Origin of the sequence: Pseudomonas sp. DNDY-54, from assembly GCF_019880365.1 — a bacterium.
In the GTDB taxonomy this organism is placed as follows: Bacteria; Pseudomonadota; Gammaproteobacteria; order Pseudomonadales; family Pseudomonadaceae; genus Stutzerimonas; species Stutzerimonas stutzeri_P.
This window is the reverse complement of the sequence record NZ_CP082271.1, coordinates 874465-899968: the sequence shown is the minus strand read 5'-3', so window position 1 is coordinate 899968 and position 25504 is coordinate 874465. Positions and strand designations below refer to the sequence as shown.

The window sequence follows — 25504 nt, the reverse complement described above, 5'->3', positions numbered from 1 at the left end:
TCGTTTCAGCCCAGGATATTGCGATAGCTGTCGATGGAGCCGAACGCAGCATCGTTCAATTCCCAACGCTGGTCATTGACCTTGCCCACCACATCATCGCCGAACAGTTTCTGTAGATTCAGCTCGCTTTGCGGCCGTTGCACAAAAGGCTCGGTATTGGCGATATGTGCGCGTTGATCGTTCAATACCCAGCGGATGCGTTCCCAATCCTCGAAAAAGTACTCCTGCAGCAATGGCAGTATCTGATTGCGAAAGATAGCAGCCAGCCGCCCAACCGATTTATCGCTTCTAAGCGGCATAAAGTAAGCGTGGCCAAGGCAATGGTCGCGATCGAGCAGCACCTCGATGCGTTGGTTCATAGCCCGTAGCAGCTCGCCAATGTTTACGTTGTCGACTTGCACGTCAGTCAACAATTCGGGCCTGGCCGGCATTTCTCGGAAGACGAAGCGCCTACGTAGGGCGATGTCCAATCCCGCAAGGGAACGGTCGGCGGTGTTCATGGTGCCGATCAGGTAAACGTTCTGCGGCACGCTGAACGATTGCTTGGAATAAGGCAGCACTACCGACAAAGCCTCGTCAGCACCAGCTCGCTTGGATGGCTCGATTAGCGTGATGAGCTCGCCAAAAATGCGCGAGATATTGCCGCGGTTGATTTCGTCGATGATCAACACACGTGCATTTGCTTCAGCCGCGGTGGCAGGCTTGTGCGTTTCCGTACTTGTAAGATGGCCAACCAATACCGCCAAGATGCTGTTGTATCCATTGACCAGATATGGCTCCAACGTCGAGCCAGGTAGCTTCTCGATGGCTGTTTTGTCGCGAATATCCTGCAGCGCAATCTTTTCCGAACGCACAGCCTCAGCCAGCTCGTTAATCAGGCTCATGGCAAAGCCCAAAACGTTGCCATTGGGCTTTTTCAACTCCAAAAGTTCTGAAGTTGCGCGGGTCACCTGATAGTCACGGCCGAAAGTCTGGCCGGGAACGAACACACTAGCCAAAGCAGGCGTGCTCAACAGCCCCTGTAATTTCTCGCGGTTCAGCGTCGGGCTGCGCAACTCATATAGCGTCATCTGGCTGAACTGACCGTTCAGCAACTCACTATGGGGCAAGGACGGACTGTATTGGCGCAGCCATTTCACCGGCCGCATTTGCGAATAATGCGGGTCGTACTCGGGATGGACTTTGAAGGCATAGTCGCCAGCGACTTCGCCAATAGCGCGGAACTTAAAGTTGCCATCGCTTACCACCACCAGATCGCCCGGCTTCATCTTGGTAACAAAGGCTGTAACGCTGGTGACGCTGTAATCGCTAGGGCCATCCAGGGTTACGCCAGCATCCACGAAGCGTTGCTGCACATCGCCACGGCTGCTACAGCCGCTGAAGTCGATGCCGCCACCGTAGCCCAGCAGCACATAGCCACCCTGAACGCACTCTTCGTATACCCCGGCGTCGCTGCCAAGGGTATTACCCAAAGACATCTTCCAAATTCTGCGCTTACCGAGATCTAACGGCGCTTCCGCCTGCTTAGTGACCTTGGCGGCCGCTGCTTCGCAAAGGCTTTTGAAAACACCATCGACCACTTCGTAACGCAACTGCCCGCTATCACCGTCGCTCTCGGCCCGCAGCCCCTCGACGAAATCCTCATAGCTGAAGCTTTGATGGAACGTAACGAAACGGATGCGCTCTTGCAGCACTAGCTCGTCAAAGCGGCTCTTTAGTCGTTTACGACCAGTTTCAGCATCGTCCTTACAAGCGCTCAGCAACTGAGGATCGAGAATGGCTAATGCATGGTCGACCGTGGCGTGCGTTTTACCGGTGCCCGGCGGGCCAAAGAGGATTTGGTTTAACGGTGACGCATCGATTTCGATCAGCGGAGCTACGGCTCGCCCGGTCTCTTCTGCCTGATCTAACACGTAGTCTGTAGGCCACCGCCCGGAGCGATCTACTTGCTCCGCGGCACGAAACTCAGCAGCGAACTCCTCCTCCTCAACCTGCTCGACAAGAGCTTCCTCCAGCGGTTGCCACTCATTGCCTTCTGCGATGCGCTTGTTCCATCGAACTCGCAACCCGCTCTGTTGCGGATCCAGCTCGGCCGCCACAGAGGCGGTGCCGTTCTCAGGGCTGTTATTGCGTCCGCAGCGAATCGAACCGGATTGCGTGAGACGAACCGTCCACCAGTCCAGGCCATGGTCGTGGATTGCCTCGGCGAAACGAGCAAACAGCTCGCGGTCTTCGTGAGTGCGTAATGCCTTGGCGAGCCTGGGATCGCGCTCGAAACGAGCTAGGGTTTCCTGCACCTTGGCTCTCCCGTTCCGCCGCAACTTTGCGGAAGCCAGCAGTTCGGCGGCATAAGTGAACAGCTCGCGTTCGCCACGCTCTGCAAGCAGTTCCTTGTGAATAGCGGCCGGCTTGGTCAGGCGCAAGTGAGCACCGGCTGCGCGTATGTACTTCCTTGGAAAAACGGGTAGTACGCAGGGAGCCGTTGGATCCTGATAAAGAAAGGCAACCTTCCAGCACAGCGCACCAGGGCAATTCTTCAGGTTGTCGATGGGTGAGAGATCGCCGCTGCGTGCAGCTTCTGCTGCCACAACCAACTCCTGACGGAGCGTAGTGAACGCCTCATCCCGGGTCACGCCAAGAATGCGGTACCAGACGTAGCGCTCATCGCTCAACACCCCAGTCATGTTGCTAATGGTGCCATTGGCGGCACGCAGACGGATGCCCGACGAAAATGGCCCTTCCAGATACTCCCCAACTTTGTCAGTACGCCTGACGATCCAACTGTAAAAGCTATCGTCTGTCCCGTAGTACTCCTCGAGCGACATCGTCTTAAGTCGCTCTAGCGGCCACTCTTTTAGGAAGTCTGCCCATTGTTGTTGAGCTTCCATGTTCATATCTGACATCAGCAGGCTTCCTCGGTCAGCTGTTCGGCATCCGGCAGGCGCAGCTGGCCGGAGATCAGGCGGGGTAAGAGGGTGTCGCGGAGTTGAGTCAGGGTTTGAGCTTGGGCTTGGTTGCTTTGGATTCTACCCAATAGTGACTTTGTTATTCTCTCATATGCACCCATGAGTTCTGGTGACGGATTTAGAACCCTAAAATTCTTTATATCCGGGCCACTCAAGCTTGGAAAAACAGACCCGGTGGTTTTGGCCAGAAGCCTATCCAACCCGAAATTGATCGTTTGATAGATGAATCCTGGAGCTTCGTAGCGAGAGCGGATGGCACAAACGCCGCGACCAATGCAGTACTCACCATCAGCAACAACTCGACGCCCAGTGGTTGATCCGCGCACGCAGAAAATCAAATCGCCAAAAGCCGAAACCCTGCTTGCCATGTTGGTCCACTTAGTCTGAACCGGAAAATAATCACCGAACTCAACTGGTCCGTTAATCAACGGAGTACCAACTCCATCCGAGTTGTAACTATCTCCTTTCGGAGATAAACCCATGGTTACATCGGCGATATTATCCAAGCCGCTCCATTGCCATCCCCTTGGTAGCAACCCCAACTCGGACTCTTTGAAGCTATCGGGGAACAGGGCGGCGGTGGAGGCGTCCATGCCTTCCGGCTGGCGGCCTTCGGCCTTGGCGCGCACGGGGTCGAAATCGACGAACCAGGATTTGAACAGCGCCTGGGCGATGGCTTCCAGGGTGGCGTTGGTTTCGCGTAGCAGGGTGATGCGGTCGTCGAGAGCGCCGAGCACATTTACTATCAGCTGTTGCGACTTCCGAGAGGGCAAGGGTATTTCAAGCTTTTTTTGCTCTTTTATAGGCAAAGTATTGATAGTTGAAGTAGCTGATATTTGCACCAAGTAATTCTGAAAAATCTGCGAGTCAAAAAAGAACTTCAGAAATCTAGCGTTGAGACGCCCATCTTTAGCAACCCTATAAAGAGTTATCTGAGGATTAAGAATCGTGACTGGATAACAGGACCTCGGCACCAATGCGGTTTTGCCCATAGTACCCTTATGCGTAAGCAAAACATCACCTGCCCTGGCAAAGCCAACACGCAACTTCGATGCTCTTTCCTCGCTAACATAGCCTGCATATGAATAGTCAATTGAGCCATTCTGCAAGCAGGCCCCTGTAATAAGCGGCACCCCCGCTAAAATAAACTCATCAACCTTTGGGTAGCTTCCACCGTGATTGCCATCTTGAACAAGTTCTAGATCGCCGCAGTCAAGGAGTTCCTGAACTGTAATCCACTCAGAACTCATACCCCAGCCCCCCCAGCTTCTGCCGGATCAACTGATCGAGTTCCGCACCCTTCTGCATCTGCTCGCCAAGCTGCCGGGTCAGCCGCTGCATCTTCTCGGCAAAGGCTTCGTCGTCGTCTTCCACCTCTTCGGCACCGACATAGCGGCCCGGTGTGAGCACGTGGCCGTGCTCGGCGATTTCCGCGAGTTTTACGCTGCGGCAGAAGCCGGCGATGTCCTGGTATTCGGCAATCTCACCACCGACATCCAGCGGCTCGCCGCGCCAGTTGGCGACGGTTTGCGCGATGCGTTCGATATCGGCATCGGTCAGTTCGATCTGCACGCGGCTGACGCTGGTGCCGAGTTTGCGCGCATCGATAAACAGCACTTCCCCGGGGCGGGCGGTTTTGTGTTTAGCGAGGAACCACAGGCAGGCGGGAATCTGCGTGTTAAAAAACAGCTGGCCGGGCAGCGCGACCATCACTTCCACCACATCGGCCTCGACCATGGCCTTGCGGATATCGCCTTCGCTGTTCTGGCTGGAGCTCATCGAGCCGTTGGCCAGGACGATGCCGGCGCGGCCGCTGGGTTTCAGGTGGTAGAGCATATGTTGCAGCCAGGCGTAGTTGGCGTTGCCCTGTGGCGGGGTGCCATAGACCCAGCGCGGGTCGCCTTCCAGGCTGCCGTGCCACCAGTCGCTGATATTGAACGGCGGGTTGGCCAGGACGAAATCGGCGCGCAGATCTGAGTGTTGGTTGCGGATAAAGGTATCCGCCGGCTCTTTGCCCAGATTGAAGTCGATGCCGCGAATGGCCAGGTTCATCGCCGCCAGGCGCCAGGTGGTGGGGTTGGATTCCTGGCCGTAGATGGACACGTCGCCCAGCTTGCCGCCGTGGGCTTCGATGAATTTCTCCGACTGCACGAACATGCCGCCACTGCCGCAGCAGGGGTCGTAGACCTTGCCGTGGTGCGGGTTGAGCACCGCCACCAGGGTCTTGACGATGCTGGCCGGGGTGTAGAACTGGCCGCCCTTCTTGCCTTCGGCGCTGGCGAACTGGCCGAGGAAGTATTCGTAGACCTGACCGAGCAGGTCGCGGGCGCGGCTTACGTCATCGCCGAAACCGATGGTGGAGATCAGGTCCACCAGCTCGCCGAGCTTGCCGTCCGGCAACTGGGCGCGGGCGTAGCGCTTGTCGAGGATGTTTTTCAGCTTGGGGTTTTCCGCCTCGATGGCGGCCAGGGCGTCGTCGATGCGCTTGCCGATATCCACCTGCTTGGCACTCGCACGGATCGATTCCCAACGCGCCACTTCCGGCACCCAGAACACGTTGACCTCGCGGTAGTAGTCGCGGTCTTCCAGCTCGGCGTTGAGCAGCTCGGGGTCGTCATCGCCCAGGTAGTAGTCGTCGCTTTCATCCAGCAGCTTGCGCTCCAGCTCGGCGCGGCGGCCGGCGAAGCTGTCGGAGATGTATTTGAGGAAGATCAGCCCGAGCACAATGTGCTTGTACTCGGCGGCGTCCATGTTGGCGCGCAGCTTGTCGGCGGTGGCCCAGAGGGTCTTTTCCATCATCGCCAGGCTGGTGGCGGGCTGCAGTTTGGCCGGCTTGGCGTTGGTTGCCGCTTGCACCAGATAGCTGGCCGACACCTCCGCGACGCCCGGCTCGCGGCGTTCACGCGCGTTGTTTAGAGCCTGGTCCGCCAGGCTGATGCCAGTGACCGAAGCGCGGGATACGGAACCGCCGCGCCCGCGACCTTTGAGTAACACACCCTTTTCGATCAGCTCATCACGAGCGGCGCGGAACTGTTCCTCACTCAATCCGGCGAACTGGCCCTGCAGACGCGAAAGCAGCGTTTGGTTACCTATACTGCTGCCATCGGCGGGAACGGCCGCAAGCAATGCCTGAGACAACGTGGCCAAATCTGTCATGCGTAACTCCTCGTGCGCTTCCATCCAGTGGAAGCGCCGGTAAATAAACTGTGACGCGGCTTTGAGCGGACAATGCGCAGTAAGCGAAGGGATGGCGTGTAAGTCTGTACTGGCTGAACGAGTACGAGCGGAGGGCCATCCCTGGATCTACAGGCCTGCCGTGCTTTGATGCCGCCACCTTATCCATTGGCTTTGCATGGGTAAAGGTGCAATCCATCTTTGCCGAGCTTACCTGCCACGCAAGCTGCGCAGGGACCAGAAAACCCACGGCCAGCGCTTCAGGTCCCGATCTAGGCTAGCGACTGTATGGGCTGCGCAAAGCGCGTTTCTACGCTGTGTATATGAACAGGTAAACTTTCAGGGCTTAGCTTGGAATGCCGAACAGGCCCTTCCGCAACGCCTTGTTCATCCTCCCAGCGGCGCTATAGCCTGAGTGTATGAAACGCTGGTTAACAAGCGCCGGTTAACAAGCGGGTTAACACGGTATTGCCCTACTGGAGGTACGAAGGCATGCACTTTTACCACGTAAACATCCGACGCCGGTTCAGATGCCTCGATAGTAGTCATACCCAACGGCTTGGAAGAGGTCTCTAGGCCAACAGAGCTAATATGGCTTGGGGCACACAGTTGCGCTCCTTACCCATCGCATGGAATCGTCGGAGAACATCATGGACACTCTCATGCTCGCAAGCATCATCCTGACTCTCGGCTTAATTTCACTCGGTCTGCTGCTGTATTTCCAGCGGCGCACCAAAAAGCGCCGCGCCGCCGCGATAAATCAAGAGCCGCCAAGTAGGGACGAAGCAGTCACTGCGGAGGATCGGACGTATGCTGAGAATTTTTACTGCATCATGCTGACTGATGGAACCTGTCGCCCCGGCTTCTTCATGGACCCGCCGAAACAGGCATCCGACGTATCAGCACCGGGTGATGATTCTCGCGAATCGTGACTGGGCGATGGCTTCCACAGCCGGCCGGAAAGTCGAAAAACAACCACAGCGGCCGTGAAAATGTATCCCCACATGTATCCCTCAAGATTTATAACGATGGAAATCTCATAGTTATCAAGCTCTTAAGTGTCGAGTTAAGGTGACCCCGGCCTCAGTGAATTTCAGGCGTTTGCTTTCTGTGGATAGCGAGTTGCTGTGGACTGTCGCAAGGCTCGTCGCGATTACAGGGTTCGCAAGGTTTTGAAAGGCCGCCCATGCTGAGCTTCTCTATTCGCACTCCCAACAGAGCACATCACGCCACACAAAGAGCACTCCAAGCGCAGGCTCCGCTCACCCAGGTGTGGGCGATTCTTCGTGCATCAGCCCTTGCGACGGACATGACCACGCTCAGGTCAAGGCTCGTGGCCGGCCGGGCTTAAAGCAGTGACTACCAACTGGTGACGACATTTCCACTGCGAGACCAGTGGTTATCACGCATCGCGCCCTGCGTTCCGTTGCTGTCTGGTTAGCAGGGCTGGCACGAATCGATGCGTGGATGTAAATGTCGCCGTGCCAGGCGGTGCGGTGATGAGCACAGTGCCAAGCCCCGTCAGCGGCCGCTTGGCTCTCCTTCGCTTTCTGGAAGTGGCTGCTTCAACACAGCCTTGCTCGCCTCGCGCGGCGGTTCGCCGCTGCGCACGCGCGCCCCGTCAGCGGGCGCGCTGTGCTTGCCACCGCGTAGCATCCAGCGATTGAACCGCTCGGCCCACGCACGCATGCGCGCGGATTGATGTTGTCGCTGCCAGATCTCCGCGACCTGTCGCAGCGCCTCGCCCTGAGTCGGGCTCACCAGCACCGTTTTGCCCAGCTTGTTCATCCCGAGCTTGTGCTTCATCGCCACGACAAATCCGGCGATTGTTTCGCTCGCGTGGTCGCCCACGATGGTGACGCCGAGAATGCGATCCGTATCGTGCTCAGTGATGACCTTGACGTACCCCTGCCCGGCTCCCGCAATGACCGCACCGGCGTGTGTCGACAGGTCGAGCCGGGTCGTTTCGAATTCAAGCTTTAGTGCGTGGGCCTCGGCCTCATTCAACCCGACTGTGGCTATTTCGGGTGTGGTGAAGATAGCGCGTGGTGTCACCCGATCGCTCACTACAAATCGCTTCAGTCCGCCAAACAGGGCGTTCACCGCCGCGTACCAACCCTGATGCTCAGCGACGTGGGGCGCGCCATACGGGCCCGCAACGCTGCCGACTGCATAAATGTTCGGGTAGCGCGTAGCGAGGTACTCGTCCGCGTCCAAGGTGCCGTCGTCACCGCATTCGAGGCGAAGTTTGCTCAGGCCCAACCCCTCGACGTCGGCGCGCTGTCCAAGCATCAGCAACACCCGATCGAAGGGTAGCGAGCGCTCATTTCCTTCGTCGTCGCAAATCAGTCGGCGCTCGCCTTCTGTCGTCTCAACCCGCTGCGCCCTCAAGCCGAGCCAGAGCTCAATGCCACCGGCTGTGAGCACTGTGGCCATCATCTCAGAGACTTCGGCGTCCTCCTGGCTGAGCAGGCGCTCGTCTTCACTGGCCAAGGTCACCCGGCAACCCAGCCGCTGAAAGGCTTGGGCGAACTCACAGGCATCGGCGCCGCTGCCGAGTATCAGCAACCGTTCGGGCCGCTCACTCAGCGCCCAAAGGGTATCGCTGGTCATCGGCTCTACGGCGGCGAGGCCGGATATGGACGGTATCTGCGGACGGCTGCCGGTGGCGATGACGATGGCGCGGGTGGTGAGCGTGCGTCCGCCTACGTCTACCGTCCACGGTGAGCTGATCCGCGCCTCGCCCTGGATCACGTCAACGCCGAGACGCCTGTACTGGTCGACGGAAATGTCCCGCCGAGCCGCCTCAGCCAGATGTCGCATTTGCGCCATTGCTTCGGTGAAGGCCTCATCCGAGTGCTGCCCTTGGCTGCGATTTGCCACATGACACAGCGCTTTGCTCGGGACACCGCCGTCATGCATGGCCAGCCCGCCGAGACGTTCACGCTCAACCAGACTTACCCGCGCCTTCAGTGAGGCCGCGACACGCGCCGTTGCCAAGCCGCCGGTGCCGCCGCCGATCACCACCAGGTTGCAATCGAAGCGTTTCGGCTTGCGCCAGCCGCGATAAACCTTGCGCGACTTATAAAAGGTCAGCAGCCGCGTCGCGAGAATCGGAAACACGGCCAGCAGAACCAGCGTACCGATAATGCTCGGTGAGAGAATGCCGGACAGCGAGCGGAGCCCGACCAGCTTTTCCCCTGCGTTCACATAGATGGCATGGCCCGGCAACATGCCCAGCTGAGTCGTCCACCAGAACGTCCAGATATTGATCCGGGTAAGGCCCAGCGCGGGATTCAGCAGCACGAAGGGCACCAGCGGGATCAGCCGCAACGACACCAGGTAGAAGGTGCCCTCACGAGCCAGCCCCTTGTTGATCCCGGCGATCTGCTTGCCGAATCGTCTCTGCACCCAATCGCGCAGCATGAAGCGGCTGATGAGCATCGCCACCAGCGCACCGACGTTGGACGCAACGGAGACCAGCAGCGTCCCTTCCAACAGTCCAAACAGCGCGCCAGCCAGCAGTGTCAAGACCACCGTGCCGGGAAATGACAAGGCGGTCAGCGCGGCATAGACGGCGCAGAACACGGCCGCCGCCCACCACGGGTTGGCCTGAACTTTTCCGTGCAATGCGCCACTGTGTGCCTTGATCGATTCCAGCGTCAGGTATTGGCTGAGGTCGAAATAAAAGAAACAGGCGGTAGCCGTGATCAGCACAGCCAGGATGGCCCATCGGCTGGCTTTCATCCGTACAAGACCCCGCTCGGCTCGAAGGGGAGCCATGGCAAGGTGTCAGAAAGGTGGGTAATAACGCGGGGACAAAACATCACGGGAATACTCGTATACGGCTCCCTTTTTGGAGCTTCGACACGCGTCGACGTTCCGACCGGCCGGCTGGCAATGGAGCCAGCGGCGGGTGGGCCGGCCGCGGGGCGCCTCTCCGGGCCAGCGCGGAGGTCAGATTCAAAGGGCTTTGAACGCCCTGCAAGCATGAGCCCGCATAGCCGGCATGCACCGCTCGCTTATGTTCGATCTCACCCACGTCGCGCCGCGCGATGGTCGTTGACCGCTACGCGGTGCCGCGATCTGAGACGGTCAAAGCGCCCGATGGAAGAAGGTGTCGAGCCCGCACCGCTGCGCCTGGGTCACCGTGTAGGCACGTACATCTTCCGGCCAGTCGACCGCCTTCACGACACTCAGGCTGCGCAGCATGGGAAACAGCGTGACGTCGTCCCAACGCGTCTGCTCATGACGGGGCGTCAGGTCGATGACATCCGGCAAGCGTCTCAGCTGATCCTCGACCTCGCGAGCCTTGGCATCGGTATTGGCTAGCGCCTCATCGAAATCGCCGACAGTTTCGGTTTTTTTGCGACGGAAGTGCGCGTAGGCCGACGGGCTCGCGAACTCCTCCAGACCGATTTTTGTCCAGCGCGGGTAACCGAGGTACTGCAAGTTCGGCACAAAGGCTTCGAGCCAGTCTTTCAAAGCGGAGGTATCTGGCTCTTGGATCATGGGGTGACCATCAAGCCCATCGAGGTATTTGACGATAGCCACGCTGTCGGCGAGCGGCGTGCCGTCATCGCGCACCAGCACCGGGATCTGGTGCTTGCCGATCAGGTCAGTGATGGTCTGCTCATCATCCGCAGGCAACACGACCCGCTCGGCTTCGATCCCTTTCAGGTTCATCACCATTCGCACGCGGGCACTAAAGGGGCAATGGTCGTAGTAATAGAGCTTCATCGGTCGTCTCCGCCTAGGGTCTTACGAAGATGACCGGAACAAGCGTCCGCGGTTTTGCCTTCCGACCACGAACCGACGGAGGGAACACTCCAGGGGAACAGAACCGCTCCCTGGCGCACCGGCCCATTCGTCGGCAAGACACGGCCCCAGGCAATCGGCACTGACGATCAGACGCCCCTTTGGCCGCCTCCACGTGGGACACCATGACGCGCGCGCTGGCCCGTCTGCCGGATGGTCGGAACCCGATAGGACGGGGGCGCTCTACCGACATACCGATTTCGCCGCCGAGGACCTGCTCATGCCTGCACTCTCCGCCACTCCCGATTGCTGCTGGACAGCCAGCGCCCAACGCGGCGACTTTCCCAAGCTGACCGGGCACACCGAATGCGATGCAGTGGTTGTAGGCGCCGGCATCGTTGGGCTGAGCGCCGCCATGGTGCTATGCGAAGCGGGAAAATCCGTCGTCGTGCTGGAGGCGCGCGAGGTCGGTCAACAAGTGACGGGACGCTCAACAGCCAAGGTCACCACCCAGCATGCACTGATCTACCGGCACCTGATCGACACCTTCGGCCAGGAATTGGCCCAGTGTTACGCCGATGCCAATCGTGAAGCCGTCGAGCGGATCCGCGATTGGGTCGAAACCCACCAGATTGAATGCGATTACCAGCGCCAGTCCGCCTTCGCTTATGCCTGCTCACCCGAATGGCGTTCAGCCATTGAGCAAGAAGCCGAGGCCGCACGTTGCCTCGGCTTCGCCGCGCGGGTCATGGATCATGCGCCCCTGCCCTTCGAGACGGCTTGTGCGCTGGAATTTACGGACCAGGCCCAATTCAATCCTGCCAACTATCTGGTGGGCCTGGCCGGCGCCGTGCAAACACGCGGCGGACGTATCCACCAGCAAACCCGGGCGCAGAGTTTCGAACGCAAGGATCGGTGGCAGGTCGGCTTCGATGGCGGAAGCGTCGAGGCCGATCAGGTGATCTTGGCCACCCACATGCCTGTCCAGACGCCCGTCGATCTAGTTAGCCCAACCCAGCCTCGCTGCCATGTGGCGATGGCCTTCCGGCCCCAGGAAGGTGCGCATATAGAAGGAATGTTCATTGGTGTCGACGAGCCCACCCACTCGATCCGCATGGCTCGCGATGACAAGGGCCCGCTGCTCATCGTGCTTGGTCCGCGCTTCAAAACCGGGCAGGACGGCGATGTCGCGCAACGTTTCGTCGATCTTGAAAACTGGGCCCAGAGCAACCTGCCGGTAAACGAACCTGTCTGGCGCTGGTGCAACGAAGACTACGACACCGCCGACCGCGTGGCCTATGTCGGCGAGCCGGACAGCGAGCAATCACCCGGGTTGTTTGTCGCGACCGGTTTCAATGGCTGGGGCATCAGCAACGGCACCGCTGCCGGACTGGGCATCGCCCGCCAGATCGTCACCGGTCGCCGGCCATGGAAAAGCCTCTACGACCCGAACCGCCCTTCGCCAGACGACTTCAACCAGAGCAGCGACAGCCACTCCCTGGTCGACGATCTGGACGCGATTGGCCGCGGCGAAGGCGGCGTGATTACGCGGGGCGATGAAAAAATCGCCGTGTGGCGCGATGACGACGGCGCCTTGCACGGTGTTTCCGCTGCCTGTACGCACATGGGCTGCACGGTGACGTGGAACAACGCCGATCGCACCTGGGATTGCCCTTGCCACGGCTCGATTTTCGAGGCCAACGGCGGGGTAATTCACGGCCCGGCTTACCAACCGCTTGCGCGCAGAGATATCTGAGTTGGCGAACAGGCGGGCCATCCGTCTCGCGCGGCTGGGATTGGGCGCTGCCGGAGGCTGGTAAGCCACGGCCGCGTAGCCAGCCGGGTAAGAGGCGACGACATGCACGCGTGTCTTTGAAGCATCCGAGAGCCAACGGCATGGCTCGACATTCGTTCTTAGCTGCCATCCGGTAAGGGAGCAGCCGATGCCGCAGCGCCACGTTGACAGGAGCCATCATGCAGTCAGACGATCATGACCATTCGCGTCGCAAGCTGATTCAGGGCGCCGCCGCCACGCTGGCGGCCGGCATGGTGTTACCGGCCTTTGCTCAGTCCAACGGCTCGAGTGCCACATCACGACAGGCGCCGGAGCCACTGAGCGATCCCAAGACCCTTTACCCTCAGCCACCGTTCGATAAACAGTCGCAGCCATGGCCAGGGCTCGCGCGTGATATGACGCCGCAACCTGATCATGGCGAGACCAGCTATCAGGGCTCAAACCGCCTTGCTGGGCGAAAGGCCTTGATCACGGGCGGCGATTCGGGCATCGGACGTGCCGCGGCCATTGCCTTCGCGCGAGAAGGCGCCGACGTCGCCATCGGCTATCTCCCGGATGAAGAACCGGACGCTCAAGCAGTAATAAAGCTGATCCGCGACGCCGGGCGCAAAGCGGTTGCGCTGCCTGGCGACATTCGCGAAGAAGCCTTTTGCCACGAGCTGGTGCGACGGGCCGTCGAGGAGTTGGGCGGGCTCGATATTCTGGTCAATAACGCGGCGCGGCAGAACAGTGAACCATCGATTCTCGACATCACCACCGAGCAGTTCGACTGGACGCTCAAGACCAATCTCTACGCGATGTTCTGGATCACCAAGGCCGCCGTGCCGCACATGCCGGCCGGGTCATCGATCATCAACACCTCATCGGTCACCACCTATGACCCGCCGATCAATCTGCTCGACTATTCGATGACCAAGGCCGGCATCGTCAACTTCAGCAAAGGGCTGGCGAAGCAATTGATCTCGAAAGGCATCCGCGTCAACGCCGTCGCGCCCGGACCGTTCTGGACGCCACTTCAGGTCAGCGGTGGCCAGACCATGGAAAACCTCAAAACGTTTGGCAGCGAGACACCGCTCAGCCGACCGGGACAACCGGTGGAGATCTCGCCGCTTTATGTCCTACTGGCCTCGACCGAATCCAGCTATGTCACCGGACAGGTTTACGGCGCCTCCGGCGGCAACGGCCAACCCTGACCCGAGGGGTGGCCCATGGCTGGCCAGCGGTGCAAGGATGCAGGTTACGTTGGCTGCCTGGTGTTACATCGCGCGCCAGGCAACCCCAAGCAGACGAGGTTTGCGCGCTTGGGGCCGGATGGACAGCAGCGGGCCGAGCGGGTGACTGCGAGGCCATGCGCGACCGCATTGGCAATGAACCGTTCAGCGGAACATGGCGACAAGGCGATGAGCGGCCGCTGAAAACAGGGCGTCAGCTGTCAGAATGACATCACGGCTGCAGAGGCGCAGCCACTCTTCTGAATCGAGCACGAGCCTGCTAACCATGTCTTCCGAAAAACTCTACACCATTGTCCTGGAGCACAGCCTGGAGGTACTCCTCGAGGCCGCCACGATGGAGCAGGTCGAGGCATTCTGGGATGCGTATGACACCCGCTACTACGGCCTGCGCATGGAGGAGGAAACCAGCCACCACGCGCGCATCATCGTGACGGACGACGTTCCCGAGGAAGAAGAAGTCGATCTTTGCATCGGCTGATCTCCACACCGTCACTCCTCGTCGATCAGCCGTGCCGCCATTTTCTGTTTGCTGTCCAGCTGAAAGAACAATGACGCGGCCAGCATCGACATGGCTCCGATGCACAGGAACGTCAGGTGAAAGGCGTTCAGGACGGCCTCGCCGTCCGCACCCGGTACGGTGAAGCCGCCCAGCAGCGCACCCGCCGAGGCCACACCCAAGCTCATCGACAACTGCACCACCACCGACAGCAGGCTGTTACCGCTGCTGGTGTCCTGGTTGCTGAGCCCGACCAGCGTCACGGTGTTCATCGCGGTGAACTGCATCGAATTCACCATCCCGATCAGGCTCAGGTGCGCCAGCAACAGGACCGTCGGCGTCTGTCCGTCGATGGTCGCCAGACTGGCGATCAGACTGCCGAGTAGCAACGTATTGCCAATCAGGATGCGTCGATAGCCAAGGCGGTCAATCAGTGGCTTGGCCAGCGGCTTGATCAACATCGCGCCGAGCGCCAGCGGAATCATCGTCATGCCTGCCTGAGCCGGCGAATAACCCAGTGCCACCTGCAGCAACAAGGGCAGCAGGAACGGCAGCGCCCCGCTTCCCAGGCGGGCAAAAAGATTACCGAAGATACCGACGGCAAAGCTGCGGGTGTGGAACAGTGCCGGGCTGAACAGCGGCTTATCCACGTGCCCTGCGCGCAGCCAGTACCCCGCCAGGCAGGCGGCGCCGATCACCATCAACAGCAGTACGCGGGCGTGCGGCATGTGCATTTCGCCGAGCCCTTCGAGCGCCACGGTGATCAGCACCATGGCGCCGCCGAACAGCAGAAAGCCGACGGTATCGAAGCGTATCCGCTCCGCGCTTTTCAGATCCGGCATGAACCGAAACGCAGCAATACAGCCGATCAGGCCGACCGGCAGATTGATCAGAAAGATCCAGTGCCAGGAGGCGTACTCAACGAGCCAGCCGCCAAGGGTCGGGCCGAGCAACGGCCCCACCATCCCAGGCAGTGCGATGAACGTCATTACCCGCACGAACTCGCTGCGCGGGTATGCCCGCAGTACCACCAGGCGCCCAACCGGCAACATCAAGGCACCGCCCACGGCCTGCACCACACGGGACATCACCAGCTGGTTGAAGCTTGCACTTATCGCGCACAGGAGCGAGCCAAGCGTGAACAGCAGAATGGCCGAGAAAAAGATTCGCCGGGTGCCGAAGCGATCCGCTATCCAACCCGACGCGGGGATCAGCAACGCGACCGTGAGCATGTAGGCGATCACGACACCTTGCATGCGCAGCGGGTCTTCTGCCAGATCCCGCGCCATCGCCGGCAAGGCGGTATTGAGAATGGTCCCGTCAAGCGTCTGCATGAAGAACGCGATGGCGACCAGCCAGGGCAATACACGGGCGGTTCGAGCGTCCAGCACAGCGGTTTGCATGAGTGTCCCCCGACTCGAAAACCATATGGTAGGCCGCTAACGATATCGCTCACAGCTTTTATCGCGCTTGACGGCGCCGGGTGATCGTCCCGATGCGGCGACCGGGCAGAGCCCGCAAGCTCTTTACAGCAGATGCGACACCACAACGCATACGTATCACCGAAGCCACGGCAGGCGGGACTTCTGGGGCGAAGTGCGGCGTCAAAGTCACCGTCTGAGCGCTGCGCGTTACAAAGTATTTCGTTCAAACTTGACGCGAATCATTATCGTTAAGCATCGCAGGTGCGAACCTTGCTCCGTACTTATCTGATCCCTTCCGGAGGCTTCATGCGCATTCCCGCTACCCTCGCCATTGCTTCGTTGTTGCTCACTCCCCTGTCCCAAGCCAAGGAATACCCCATCGGTGAACCGCAACAGTGCGGTGGCATGGAGGTCGGCGCGGTCTACCTGCAGCCGGTCGAAATGGAGCCTGCCGGCATGATGCTCGACGCCGCTCAGTCCGACGTGCATCTGGAAGCGGACATCGCCGCCACCGAGGACAACCGCAACGGCTGGCAAGAAGGCAGCTTTGTCTCCTACCTGAACATTCGTTACTCGCTGAGCAAGAAAGGTTCGGACGAAAAGATCGAGGGCGACTTCCACGCGATGGTGGCCAACGATGGCCCGCACTACGGCGATAACGTCAAGCTGATGGGGCCGGGCAAATACTCGCTGACCTTCACCGTGTCACCACCCGGTGGTCAGCACACAATGTTCGGGCGCCACGTTGACAAGGAAACCGGCGTCGCGCCCTGGTTCGAACAATGCACCCTGAACTACGAGTTCACCTATGCCGGTATCGGCAAGAAAGGCGGTTACTGAGCCGGAGGTCAGCATGCGTCGCGTCCTGTTTCCCGCCTTCGCCCTGCTCGTTGCCGGCTTTGCCGGTACCGCGCAGGCCGCACTGCCAACCTTTGAGTTGACCATCCGGGACGGCCATTTCGAGCCGGCGACCATCGAGGTGCCGGCTCGCCAGCGCTTCAAGATCGTCGTGATCAATGCGGGCAACGGCCCCACCGAATTCGAGAGCACGCCCCTGCGGGTCGAAAAGGTGCTCTCGCCCGGTGTCACCTCGTTCGTCGTGATCCACCCCCTCAAACCGGGCCGCTACCCCTTTTTCGACGAGTTCCACATGGACCTCCCGGAAGGGGAAATCATCGCCAAGTAGTTCCTTCCGAGGAGAAGCGACATGGGCCAATCAATGTTCATCGTCTGGCGCGAAAGCGTCGAGGCGCTGTTGGTTATCGGCATCCTGCATGCGTGGCTGAGCCAGCAGCCGAACAACCGCCATGCACTGCATATGCTCTGGGGTGGCGTGGTGGCCGGGCTGGGCCTGGCCTCGCTGCTCGGCTGGGGCATTCTCAGCGCCGGCGACTGGCTGGCAGGCCCGGCCGGCGAATGGTTCCAGTGCGCCATGCTGGTGGTTGCCGCCCTGTTGATTCTGCAGATGGTCGGCTGGATGCATCATCACGGTCGCGACCTCAAACGTAATCTGGTCGACAGCGCTGCGACCAGCCTCAGCCAAGGCAGCGGCGTCGGCCTGCTGGTGCTGGCGATGCTTGCAGTAGCCCGCGAAGGCAGCGAAACGGTGGTGTTTCTCTACGGTATCGGTCATCAGCAGCAAGGTGCCGACCTGACCGGCTTCATCATCGGAGGGGTGCTCGGTTTCGCCCTGGCGTTGCTCAGCTATGCGGCCCTTCAGGCCGGCAGTCACCTGTTCTCGTGGAAGCGCTTTTTCGCTGTCAGCGAAGCCCTGCTCCTGTTGCTTGGAGCCGCTTTGCTGATGGCCGGGCTCGACCGTTTCAGCGGCCAGCTAATGGGCATGGATCTACCCGACGTGCTTTACACCCTGTTCGGCGATCCGCTGTGGGACACCTCGGCGTTGCTGGATGACGGCACCACCTTGGGCAGCACCATCGCCGGGTTGACCGGCTACCGCGCCATGCCTTCATTGGCTGCCGTCGTGCTGCTTGGTCTCTACTGGCTGACGGTCTGGCTCTGGCTCCGCCCGCGGCCGGAGGCTCGTCTGGAGGCCCAAACCGCATGATCACCACGGCCCCCTGGCTCGCGCGCATCGGTGATCTGCTGCGCCAGCATGCCAAGACAATCCGCCTGGTTCAGTGGCTGGTGGTGGGGTTCTACCTCGCACTGCTGCTGGTTCCTGCCATCCTCTCGCTGCCGCCGTCCCAGGCGCGCATGCTCGACAGTGTCACGGTGTTCGCGCAGTTCGTGTTCTGGGGGCTTTGGTGGCCATTCGTGCTGCTGTCGATGGTGCTGTTCGGCCGGCTCTGGTGCGGCGTGCTGTGCCCGGAAGGCTCGCTGAGCGAATGGATCAGTTGGCGCGGATTGAACAAGCGCACGCCGCAATGGATCCGCTGGAGCGGTTGGCCCACCATCGCGTTCATCCTGACCACCGTCTATGGCCAGCTGATCAGCGTCTATGACTATGGCCGTGCCGCCGCGCTGATTCTCGGCGGCTCGACGGTTGCCGCGATGCTCGTCGGGTTTCTCTATGGTCGTGGGAAGCGGATCTGGTGTCGGCACCTGTGCCCGGTCAGCGGAGTGTTTGGCCTGCTCGCGCGTTTGGCACCGATGCACTACAAGGTCGACGAAGAACGCTGGCTGGCCAATCAGGGCCCGAAACTGCCGACCCCCAATTGCGCCCCTCTGATCGACATTCGCCGCATGCAGGGCAACAGCGACTGCCACGCGTGCGGCCGCTGCAGCGGGCAGCGCGGCGCCGTCGCCCTGGCGGCACGCTCACCGAACCAGGAAATCCTCATCGTTGGCAATCAGCCGCAACAGGGACATTGGGACAGCACCTTGCTGCTGTTCGGCATGATCGGCCTCGCCATGGGGGCGTTCCAGTGGACGGTCAGTCCTTGGTTCATCACGCTCAAACAAGCCGCGGCCGAGTGGCTGGTCGACCGCGACATCTTGTGGCCGCTCGAGGCGAACGCACCCTGGTGGCTGCTGACGCATTACCCGCAAGCCAATGATGCGTTTACCTGGCTCGACGGCGCGGCGATTCTCACCTACATCGGCGGCTGCTCGCTGGTCATCGGCGGCGCGCTCTGGCTGTTGCTACGCGGCGCCGTGCGGCTGATGAACCGCGGCGACAGCGTATTTCAGCACCTCGCGCTGACGTTGACACCCTTGGGCGGCGCAGGCCTATTCCTCGGTTTGTCCGCAACGACCATCAAGCTGCTGCGCTATGAAGGTTTCATCCTGGCCTGGGCGCAACCGGCCCGCGCACTGCTGCTGGCCGGTGCCATCGGCTGGAGCCTTTATCTTGCGTGGAAGGTGATCAGCCGCTACGGCGCCAACGGGCTGCGCCGGCTCACCGCGTTCAGCTGTGTTGTCCTGGGCACTGCGAGCGTGGCCTATGGTTGGTATTTGCAGTTTTGGGGTTGGAGCTGAACCTTCGCTCCGCAATGGTGGGCTGAAGCCCACCCTACTCCTGCCCGCGCCCTGTAGGGTGGGCTTCAGCCCACCGCAACGCCGCAACGCCGAATGTCGTAATGCCGCAACGATCGCCTTAGCCGCGCAGTCCTGGGCACTGCGAGCGTGCCCAATGGTTGGTATCTGCAGTTTTGGGGTCGGAGCTGATCCTTCGCTACGCAATGGTGGGCTGAAGCCCACCCTACTGCTAAGCGTGTCCTGTAGGGTGGGCTTCAGCCCACCGCAACCCCGAATGCCGAATGTCGTAATGCCGCAACGATCGCCTTAGCCGCGCAGCACGAAGGACGGAAACAGCTTCCCCAATCGGTCCCACAGCTTTTGATGGTCATACGGCGGACGGCTGTCGGCGAGGGTTTCGTCCAGCATCCGAGCGGTGCGCACGCATTGCACGGCGAACCGGCCTACGCCCAGCCTGCGCAACCGCTGTGCCATGTCCCAAAGGCGGTCGGCATCGAACAGATCCCAATGCACGGTTGTTCGGCATTCATGGTCGACACCACTCTCGAGCAGCGCTTCCAGACTTTTCCAGTTGGCTTCACCGCTTCCCTCGACTCCGGTGATCAGCCTGCTGTGCTCGGGCAGTGCCTTGACGTCGAAGCCCACCCAATCCACCAGCGGCAGCACCTGACGGAACAGCTTTGGCTTGATGCCGGCACTGTGCAAACCGATCTTGAAGCCCTTCGCTCGAACCTGAGCGATCGCGTCTGGCAATGCCAGTTGTAGCGTCGGCTCACCGCCGCTGAAGACGACCGCCTCAAGCAGCCCAACTCGCTGATCCAGGAAATCCAGGATGTCCTGCCACGCACGCTCCTCCACACCGCATGTTGGAATCAGCTGCGGGTTATGGCAGTAACGGCAGCGCCAGCCGCACCCCTGACAGAACAGCACGCACGCCAGGTGATCAGGAAAATCCAGGGTGGTCAGGGGGACCAGCCCCCCGACCCGTAGCCTCGCGTTCACGCAACGGCTACCTGAGCCGCCTGTTCAGTGAAGTGCGTGCGCTCACGGTGCTCGGATTGCTTGCCAGGATTGAACGCGGCGACAGGCCGGTGATAACCCATGACACGGGTCCAGACTTCGCAGCGCTGACGTTGGGCTTCTGGCAGTTGAGTGGCTTGGTTCATGTGTCGCTCCTTTTCTGACGGATGGTGAAACCTGTTGTTGAGCGATCCTCACGCTCTGCGTGGGAACGCTGATCACGACGCTGCAGGTTCCCACGCATGAGCGTAGGAACCAGCTTGAAATCAGTGCATTGCCGGTTCGCGAGCAAGCCCGCTCCTACAAGATCAGGCCGGGTGCTTTTTTTCATCTTGCTGCTTGGCCAATAACACCTCGTCGCACTTCGGACAGAACTCGCGTTCGCCGCTCAGGTAACCGTGCACGGGGCAGATGGAGAACGTCGGGGTAATGGTCAGGTAAGGCAGGCGGAAACGGCCCAGCGCCTTGCGCACCAGGTTCTTGCAGGCCTGCGCCGATGAAATCTGCTCGGCCATATAGAGGTGCAGGACGGTGCCGCCGGTGTACTTGGTCTGCAGCTCGTCCTGCAGAGCCAGTGCCTCAAATGGATCGTCGGTAAACCCCACCGGTAGTTGCGAGGAGTTGGTGTAGTACGGCGCCTCCGCCGAACCGGCCTGGAGAATGTCAGGGAAGCGCTTACGGTCTTCCTTGGCGAATCGGTACGTGGTGCCCTCGGCCGGCGTCGCTTCAAGGTTGTACAGGTGACCGGTCTCTTCCTGGAAACGCACCAGCACCGCCCGTACGTGATCCAGCAAATCAATGGCCATGGCGCGACCTGCCGGCGTATGAACGCCTTCGGCGTCTTCGGTGAAGTTGCGCACCATCTCGTGCAGGCCGTTCACGCCGATGGTGGAGAAGTGATTGCGCAGGGTGCCGAGGTAGCGCTTGGTATAAGGGTAGAGGCCGGCATCCATGTGATGCTGAATCACCTTGCGCTTGACCTCCAGGCTCTGCATACCCATTTCCAGCAAGGCGTCCAGGTGTTCGTACAGGCCCGTGCGATCACCTTGGTGCAGGTAGCCGAGGCGCGCGCAGTTGATGGTCACCACACCGAGCGAGCCCGTCTGCTCAGCGGAACCGAACAGCCCGCCGCCACGTTTGAGCAACTCGCGAACGTCCAGCTGCAGTCGGCAGCACATCGAGCGCACCTGGTTGGGCTGCATGTCGGAATTGAGGAAGTTCTGGAAGTACGGCAGCCCGTAACGGGCCGTCATCTCGAACAGCCGATCGGCGTTTTCGCTGTCCCAGGGGAAATCGTGGGTGATGTTGTAGGTCGGGATCGGAAAGGTGAACACTCGGCCCAGCCCATCTCCGGCCTGCATCACTTCTATATAGGCGCGGTTGATCAGCTCCATCTCGTGCTGCAGCTCGCCATAGGCGAAGGGCATCTCCACGCCACCGATATAAGGGATCTGGTCGCGCAGATCTTCTGGGCAGACCCAATCGAACGTCAGGTTCGTAAAAGGTGTCTGCGTGCCCCAGCGCGACGGCACATTGAGGTTGTAGATGAACTCCTGAATGGCCTGCCGGATGTCGGCAAACCCCAGGTTGTCCTTGCGCACAAACGGCGCGAGGTAGGTATCGAAGGAGCTGAAGGCCTGCGCGCCGGCCCACTCGTTCTGCAGGGTGCCGAGGAAGTTGACCATCTGCCCGAGCGCACTCGACAGATGCTTGGGCGGCCCCGCTTCCACCCGCCCAGCAATGCCGTTGAAGCCTTCGTTGAGCAAGGTGCGCAACGACCAGCCAGCACAGTAGCCGGCGAGCATGTCCAGGTCATGGATGTGCAGGTCGCCTTCGCGGTGCGCCGTGCCGATTTCGGGGCTGTAGACCTCATCCAGCCAGTAGTTGGCCGTGACCTTGCCGGAGACGTTGAGAATCAGCCCGCCCAGCGAGTAGCCCTGATTGGCGTTGGCGCGCACGCGCCAGTCTTCGCGGGACAGGTATTCATTCATCGACGCGGCAACATCGACAATCGCCTTGCGGTCGCGGCGCAGCCGGCCGTGTTGCTCGCGATAGACGATGTAGGCACGCGCGGTCCCGTAGTGCCCGGCCTCCATGAGCACGCGCTCAACGGCATCTTGCGCCTGTTCGACCTCGACTACTCGCTGTGGCAACCGCACCAGCACTTGAGCCGCAAGCGCCTTGGCCGTCACCTGATCGAACTCACCGGTCGCCAACCCGGCGGCCTCGATTGCAGCGTCGATCTTGTTCAGCTCAAACGCCACCAGACGCCCGTCGCGTTTACGCAACGAGACGGGTCGGACGGTCTCTCCAGGCACTTGCTTCACGTTCCATTCACCATATGTAGTTAAAGAAAATCACAAATACACAACATGATGTGGAATGTAGAGAATCGCCGGCCTAAACGAATTGACCATCGTCAATTCGCTCCGGGTGATTTTTACAGGAGGGGCCGGCTCGCCTATGGGAGACGATCTTGTCCGTGATCAAGGAAGGTCGATCGCCCCGGCTTCTAGGATGCAACCTCGAACAATCCCGGACGCGTGCCGGTGGAGGAACCATGCTCACCGAAACATCGCTTGTTGCGGAGCTTCGCCGCCACCACCTGTTCAGCCGCCTGCCTGAAGCAGCCCTGCAGGAGGTTTGCGCATCGGCCAATCTCAAGCGCTTGCCCTCCGGCGCGTCGCTGTTTCACCAAGGCGACAAGGCCGAACGTTTCTATTTCTTGTTCAGCGGCCAGGTGAAGCTGCATCGCGTGGTCTGCGACGGACAGGAAAAACTGGTGGAGGTCATTCGAGGCGGCGAATCCTTTGCCGAAGCCTTGCTGTTTACCGGCGCGCCGAACTATCCCGTCAGCGCCACCGCGCTGAAGGCCAGTCTCGTTGCCAGCCTGCATGGCGCGCATTACCGGCGCATGCTCGAACAGCACCCAAGCATCTGTCTGGACATCCTCGGCACCCTGAGCATCCGCCTGCATCAGCGCTTGAACGAGATCGACACCCTGACGCTGGCGAACGCCAGCCACCGCGTGGTGCGCTTCCTTTACCAATCGCAGGAAGACGACAGCGGCGTGGTCACGCTTGATGTGCCCAAGCGTCTTATCGCGTCCAAACTCGGCATCCAGCCAGAAACCTTCTCGCGGATTCTGCACCGGCTGATCGAATCCGGGATGATCAGCGTCCAGCGGCGGCGTATCGAGATACTCGACAGCCGTGGCCTGGCGGCCTACCAGGACTGAGCTGCGGCAGATTGCCCCAGGTTCTTGATGATCATCATGGGACTGCATCCGATTGCTCGGGATACTGCCCCGGTCATCTAAGAATCAGGAGAACTACATGACATCGCCCCGCCTGCCGTTGGTGTATTCCTGCTCCGGCTGTTCCAACGTGGCGCAGCTGGCCAACACCCTCGCCCTGCGGCTCGACCGTGCCGGGCTCGCAGAAATGTCCTGCATCGCCGGCGTGGGCGGTCGGGTCAGTTCTCTGGTCAACAAGGCCAACTCCGGCCGCCCGATTCTCGCGATAGATGGCTGTCCGCTGCACTGCGCACGCGCCTGCCTGGCGCAACACGATGTAATCGCCGATGTTCACATCACGCTCAGCAGCTACGGGTTGCGCAAACGCTACCGCGAGGATTGTTCCGAAGCCGAGGCGGATGCGCTGTTCGAGGACATGCGCAACATCATCGCCAGTGACCGCATGAAGCCGCGGCCACAGCTGAGGTCGGTGTAGCGCAGGTCTGGCAACCGCTCGGATCGCAGCCGCTGTTGCCGACCGCGGCGTGATCACGATGAGGGAGATCAGGCACTCGCAGGTTGTGCACGACCTGTGCGAGCAACTTCCTCGCCCGCCCCTTGCAGCAGGGTCCACAACCAGGGCGGCAGCATGTCCGGGTCGAGGCTGTCGATCAGGTTTTTGATCGCCAGGCCAAGCTCGGTATCCCCCTCGATTACCAGCCGGCGCCGAAAGAACAGCGTGTCGGGATCCTCCTGACGGCTGGCCAGCAACAGAAACTCCCGCCAATTGCCCCGAATGGTCACTTGCACCTCTGCCTGCTCGGCGATCCGCAGCAGCTGTCGGTCGCAGGTCAGGCACCAGGCCAGCTTGAGGTCAACGACTTCCAGCCGCATCCAGCGGCCTTCCAGGGCTTCGAAGGCGCCGTCGGCTAACGGCTCGGCGAATATCTGGTTCAAGCTGCGTTCAAGGGCAATGCGTTGCAGCAAGAATGGCGTGCGAGCGGCCAGCGGCAGCAACCGTTCGCCCCATTTCAACAGGTGGGCGCGAGGCATCAGCATAGACCGGCCTCCTCAGCGCGCAGCATGCCGGGCTGACCGTGCCAGTAGCCATTGCAACCTTCGACGGCCAGCGGTGGCAGCCCGCCCTTGCGCACCGCATCGAATGCTTCGACGACTTGAATCATTCCCGACGCTCGTGGACTCAGGCGCAGCAGATCGGCGCCGCTTTCGACCAGCGCCGGGTAATCAGCCAGCAGGTTGCTGACCGAGGCAGACATGGTCTGGATGCCATTGATGGTAAACAGCGCCTCGCCTTCCTGACTGAGCAAGGGAATCCCTTCCGGGTAGTTCTGACAGCAGAACTGACAATCATCCTTCGGACGGTTCTCCGCGCGCGCGGTAAAGCAACGTGCCGAATACGCCAGCGGCAGATGGCCGTAGGCGAAGACTTCGATCTCCGGCATGGCCACGTCCAGACGCGACAGCTGGGCGCGCGCGTCGCGAATCATCGCACCGGATATTTCCACCGGCGGTACCCAGCGCTGCATGCCGCTTTTGACCAGCTCAGCCAGGGCGTAACCGTTGTATAAATTCAGCGCCGGCCCGCCCACAAAGGGCACGCCCTTTTCGGACAGATACTGGACGGCGCCCATGTCGTTCGCTTCCACCAGCAGCTCGCCGTTATCGCAGAGCCGCCGCAGGCTGGACAGCTCCGACGCGGCCTCGACCAGGGTCAGGCCTGACAGTACCAGTTGTGCCGACGATTGCTCCGCGAGGTCTCGCGCCAGTCCCATCCAATCGTCCAGGCCCATGTCGCGGCGCTTGGAGCAGACGGTCTCCCCCAGATAGATCACGTCCAGCGGCATGCTGGCCATGTCGGCATAGAAATCCAGCGTTTGCTGGCGATCCCAGTAGAACAGCACGGGGCCGAGGCTGAGTTTCATGGTTGGTTCCTTGCAGAAGAGGT

General features: G+C 60.6%; 21 protein-coding genes. 10 read left to right on the top strand and 11 right to left on the bottom strand.

Features of this window, described 5'->3' with window-relative positions; translation table 11 throughout:
• Nucleotides 1-5 precede the first annotated feature (5 nt).
• The 3 genes from K4O48_RS04305 to K4O48_RS04295 form a co-directional block, all read right to left on the bottom strand.
• Complete coding sequence (locus tag K4O48_RS04305) at nt 6-1862, bottom strand: AAA family ATPase (protein ID WP_409518937.1); 1857 nt, start codon at nt 1860-1862, stop codon at nt 6-8.
• 1040 nt (nt 1863-2902) lie between these two features.
• Nucleotides 2903-4216, bottom strand: coding sequence for a restriction endonuclease subunit S (locus K4O48_RS04300; RefSeq protein WP_222910849.1), 1314 nt, complete (start codon nt 4214-4216; stop codon nt 2903-2905).
• Nucleotides 4206-6122, bottom strand: coding sequence for a type I restriction-modification system subunit M (locus K4O48_RS04295; protein ID WP_222910848.1), 1917 nt, complete (start codon nt 6120-6122; stop codon nt 4206-4208). The genes K4O48_RS04300 and K4O48_RS04295 overlap by 11 nt, the downstream gene beginning before the upstream one ends.
• 668 nt (nt 6123-6790) lie before the next feature.
• Between K4O48_RS04295 and K4O48_RS04290 the strand changes: the two genes are divergently transcribed.
• A complete protein-coding gene (locus K4O48_RS04290) occupies nt 6791-7072 on the top strand; it encodes a hypothetical protein (RefSeq protein WP_222910847.1) in 282 nt (93 codons plus the stop codon).
• A gap of 589 nt (nt 7073-7661) precedes the next feature.
• Here K4O48_RS04290 and K4O48_RS04285 read toward each other — a convergent pair.
• Both K4O48_RS04285 and grxB read right to left on the bottom strand, forming a co-directional pair.
• Nucleotides 7662-9887 (bottom strand): FAD-dependent oxidoreductase, encoded by a 2226-nt coding sequence (locus K4O48_RS04285; RefSeq protein WP_222910846.1) that lies wholly within the window; start codon nt 9885-9887, stop codon nt 7662-7664.
• Nucleotides 9888-10235: 348 nt separating this feature from the next.
• Nucleotides 10236-10880 carry a glutaredoxin 2 gene (gene grxB, locus K4O48_RS04280; protein ID WP_222910845.1) on the bottom strand — a complete coding sequence of 215 codons (645 nt, stop codon included), beginning with the start codon at nt 10878-10880 and terminating at the stop codon, nt 10236-10238.
• Between the two features lie 298 nt (nt 10881-11178).
• Here grxB and K4O48_RS04275 point away from each other — a divergent pair, with 298 nt between their 5' ends.
• The 3 genes from K4O48_RS04275 to K4O48_RS04265 all read left to right on the top strand — a co-directional run bounded on the left by K4O48_RS04275 (nt 11179) and on the right by K4O48_RS04265 (nt 14403).
• On the top strand, nt 11179-12654 hold the full coding sequence (locus tag K4O48_RS04275; protein ID WP_222910844.1) for an FAD-dependent oxidoreductase: 1476 nt from the start codon (nt 11179-11181) through the stop codon (nt 12652-12654).
• Nucleotides 12655-12872: 218 nt separating this feature from the next.
• Complete coding sequence (locus K4O48_RS04270; RefSeq protein WP_222910843.1) at nt 12873-13886, top strand: SDR family oxidoreductase; 1014 nt, start codon at nt 12873-12875, stop codon at nt 13884-13886.
• A gap of 304 nt (nt 13887-14190) precedes the next feature.
• Nucleotides 14191-14403, top strand: coding sequence for a hypothetical protein (locus K4O48_RS04265; RefSeq protein ID WP_222910842.1), 213 nt, complete (start codon nt 14191-14193; stop codon nt 14401-14403).
• Nucleotides 14404-14414: 11 nt separating this feature from the next.
• On the opposite strand, the gene mdtD is transcribed toward K4O48_RS04265, so the two are convergent.
• Nucleotides 14415-15824: a multidrug transporter subunit MdtD gene (gene mdtD / locus K4O48_RS04260; RefSeq protein ID WP_222910841.1), complete on the bottom strand. Its 1410-nt coding sequence runs from the start codon at nt 15822-15824 to the stop codon at nt 14415-14417.
• A 327-nt stretch (nt 15825-16151) separates the two neighbouring features.
• Here mdtD and K4O48_RS04255 point away from each other — a divergent pair, with 327 nt between their 5' ends.
• From K4O48_RS04255 to K4O48_RS04240, 4 genes are read left to right on the top strand one after another with little or no spacing between them, the layout of a single operon-like run.
• The gene (locus K4O48_RS04255) at nt 16152-16685 is read left to right on the top strand and encodes an iron transporter (protein ID WP_222910840.1); all 534 of its coding nucleotides are present in this window, start codon (nt 16152-16154) and stop codon (nt 16683-16685) included.
• 13 nt (nt 16686-16698) lie between these two features.
• On the top strand, nt 16699-17031 hold the full coding sequence (locus tag K4O48_RS04250; protein ID WP_222910839.1) for a cupredoxin domain-containing protein: 333 nt from the start codon (nt 16699-16701) through the stop codon (nt 17029-17031).
• A gap of 21 nt (nt 17032-17052) precedes the next feature.
• Complete coding sequence (locus K4O48_RS04245) at nt 17053-17910, top strand: FTR1 family protein (RefSeq protein ID WP_222910838.1); 858 nt, start codon at nt 17053-17055, stop codon at nt 17908-17910.
• Nucleotides 17907-19283, top strand: a complete 1377-nt coding sequence (locus tag K4O48_RS04240; protein ID WP_222910837.1) for a 4Fe-4S binding protein — start codon at nt 17907-17909, stop codon at nt 19281-19283. The genes K4O48_RS04245 and K4O48_RS04240 overlap by 4 nt, the downstream gene beginning before the upstream one ends.
• 306 nt (nt 19284-19589) lie before the next feature.
• Here K4O48_RS04240 and K4O48_RS04235 read toward each other — a convergent pair whose 3' ends face one another.
• The 3 genes from K4O48_RS04235 to K4O48_RS04225 form a co-directional block, all read right to left on the bottom strand.
• Nucleotides 19590-20285: an anaerobic ribonucleoside-triphosphate reductase activating protein gene (locus K4O48_RS04235; RefSeq protein ID WP_222910836.1), complete on the bottom strand. Its 696-nt coding sequence runs from the start codon at nt 20283-20285 to the stop codon at nt 19590-19592.
• On the bottom strand, nt 20282-20449 hold the full coding sequence (gene nrdD, locus K4O48_RS04230; protein WP_222910835.1) for an anaerobic ribonucleoside-triphosphate reductase: 168 nt from the start codon (nt 20447-20449) through the stop codon (nt 20282-20284). Before nrdD ends, K4O48_RS04235 begins: the two co-directional genes overlap by 4 nt.
• Before the next feature lie 162 nt (nt 20450-20611).
• Entirely contained in the window at nt 20612-22621 is a 2010-nt protein-coding gene (locus K4O48_RS04225) for a ribonucleoside triphosphate reductase (RefSeq protein WP_222911988.1), read from the bottom strand.
• 242 nt (nt 22622-22863) lie between these two features.
• Here K4O48_RS04225 and K4O48_RS04220 point away from each other — a divergent pair, with 242 nt between their 5' ends.
• Both K4O48_RS04220 and K4O48_RS04215 read left to right on the top strand, forming a co-directional pair.
• Nucleotides 22864-23541, top strand: coding sequence for a Crp/Fnr family transcriptional regulator (locus K4O48_RS04220; protein WP_222910834.1), 678 nt, complete (start codon nt 22864-22866; stop codon nt 23539-23541).
• 97 nt (nt 23542-23638) lie between these two features.
• Complete coding sequence (locus K4O48_RS04215; protein WP_222910833.1) at nt 23639-24034, top strand: putative zinc-binding protein; 396 nt, start codon at nt 23639-23641, stop codon at nt 24032-24034.
• Between the two features lie 68 nt (nt 24035-24102).
• On the opposite strand, the gene K4O48_RS04210 is transcribed toward K4O48_RS04215, so the two are convergent.
• Together K4O48_RS04210 and K4O48_RS04205 are read right to left on the bottom strand one after the other, a co-directional pair.
• The gene (locus K4O48_RS04210) at nt 24103-24597 is read right to left on the bottom strand and encodes an SCP2 domain-containing protein (protein WP_222910832.1); all 495 of its coding nucleotides are present in this window, start codon (nt 24595-24597) and stop codon (nt 24103-24105) included.
• Complete coding sequence (locus K4O48_RS04205; RefSeq protein ID WP_222910831.1) at nt 24591-25481, bottom strand: U32 family peptidase; 891 nt, start codon at nt 25479-25481, stop codon at nt 24591-24593. Before K4O48_RS04205 ends, K4O48_RS04210 begins: the two co-directional genes overlap by 7 nt.
• Between the last annotated feature and the right edge of the window lie 23 nt (nt 25482-25504).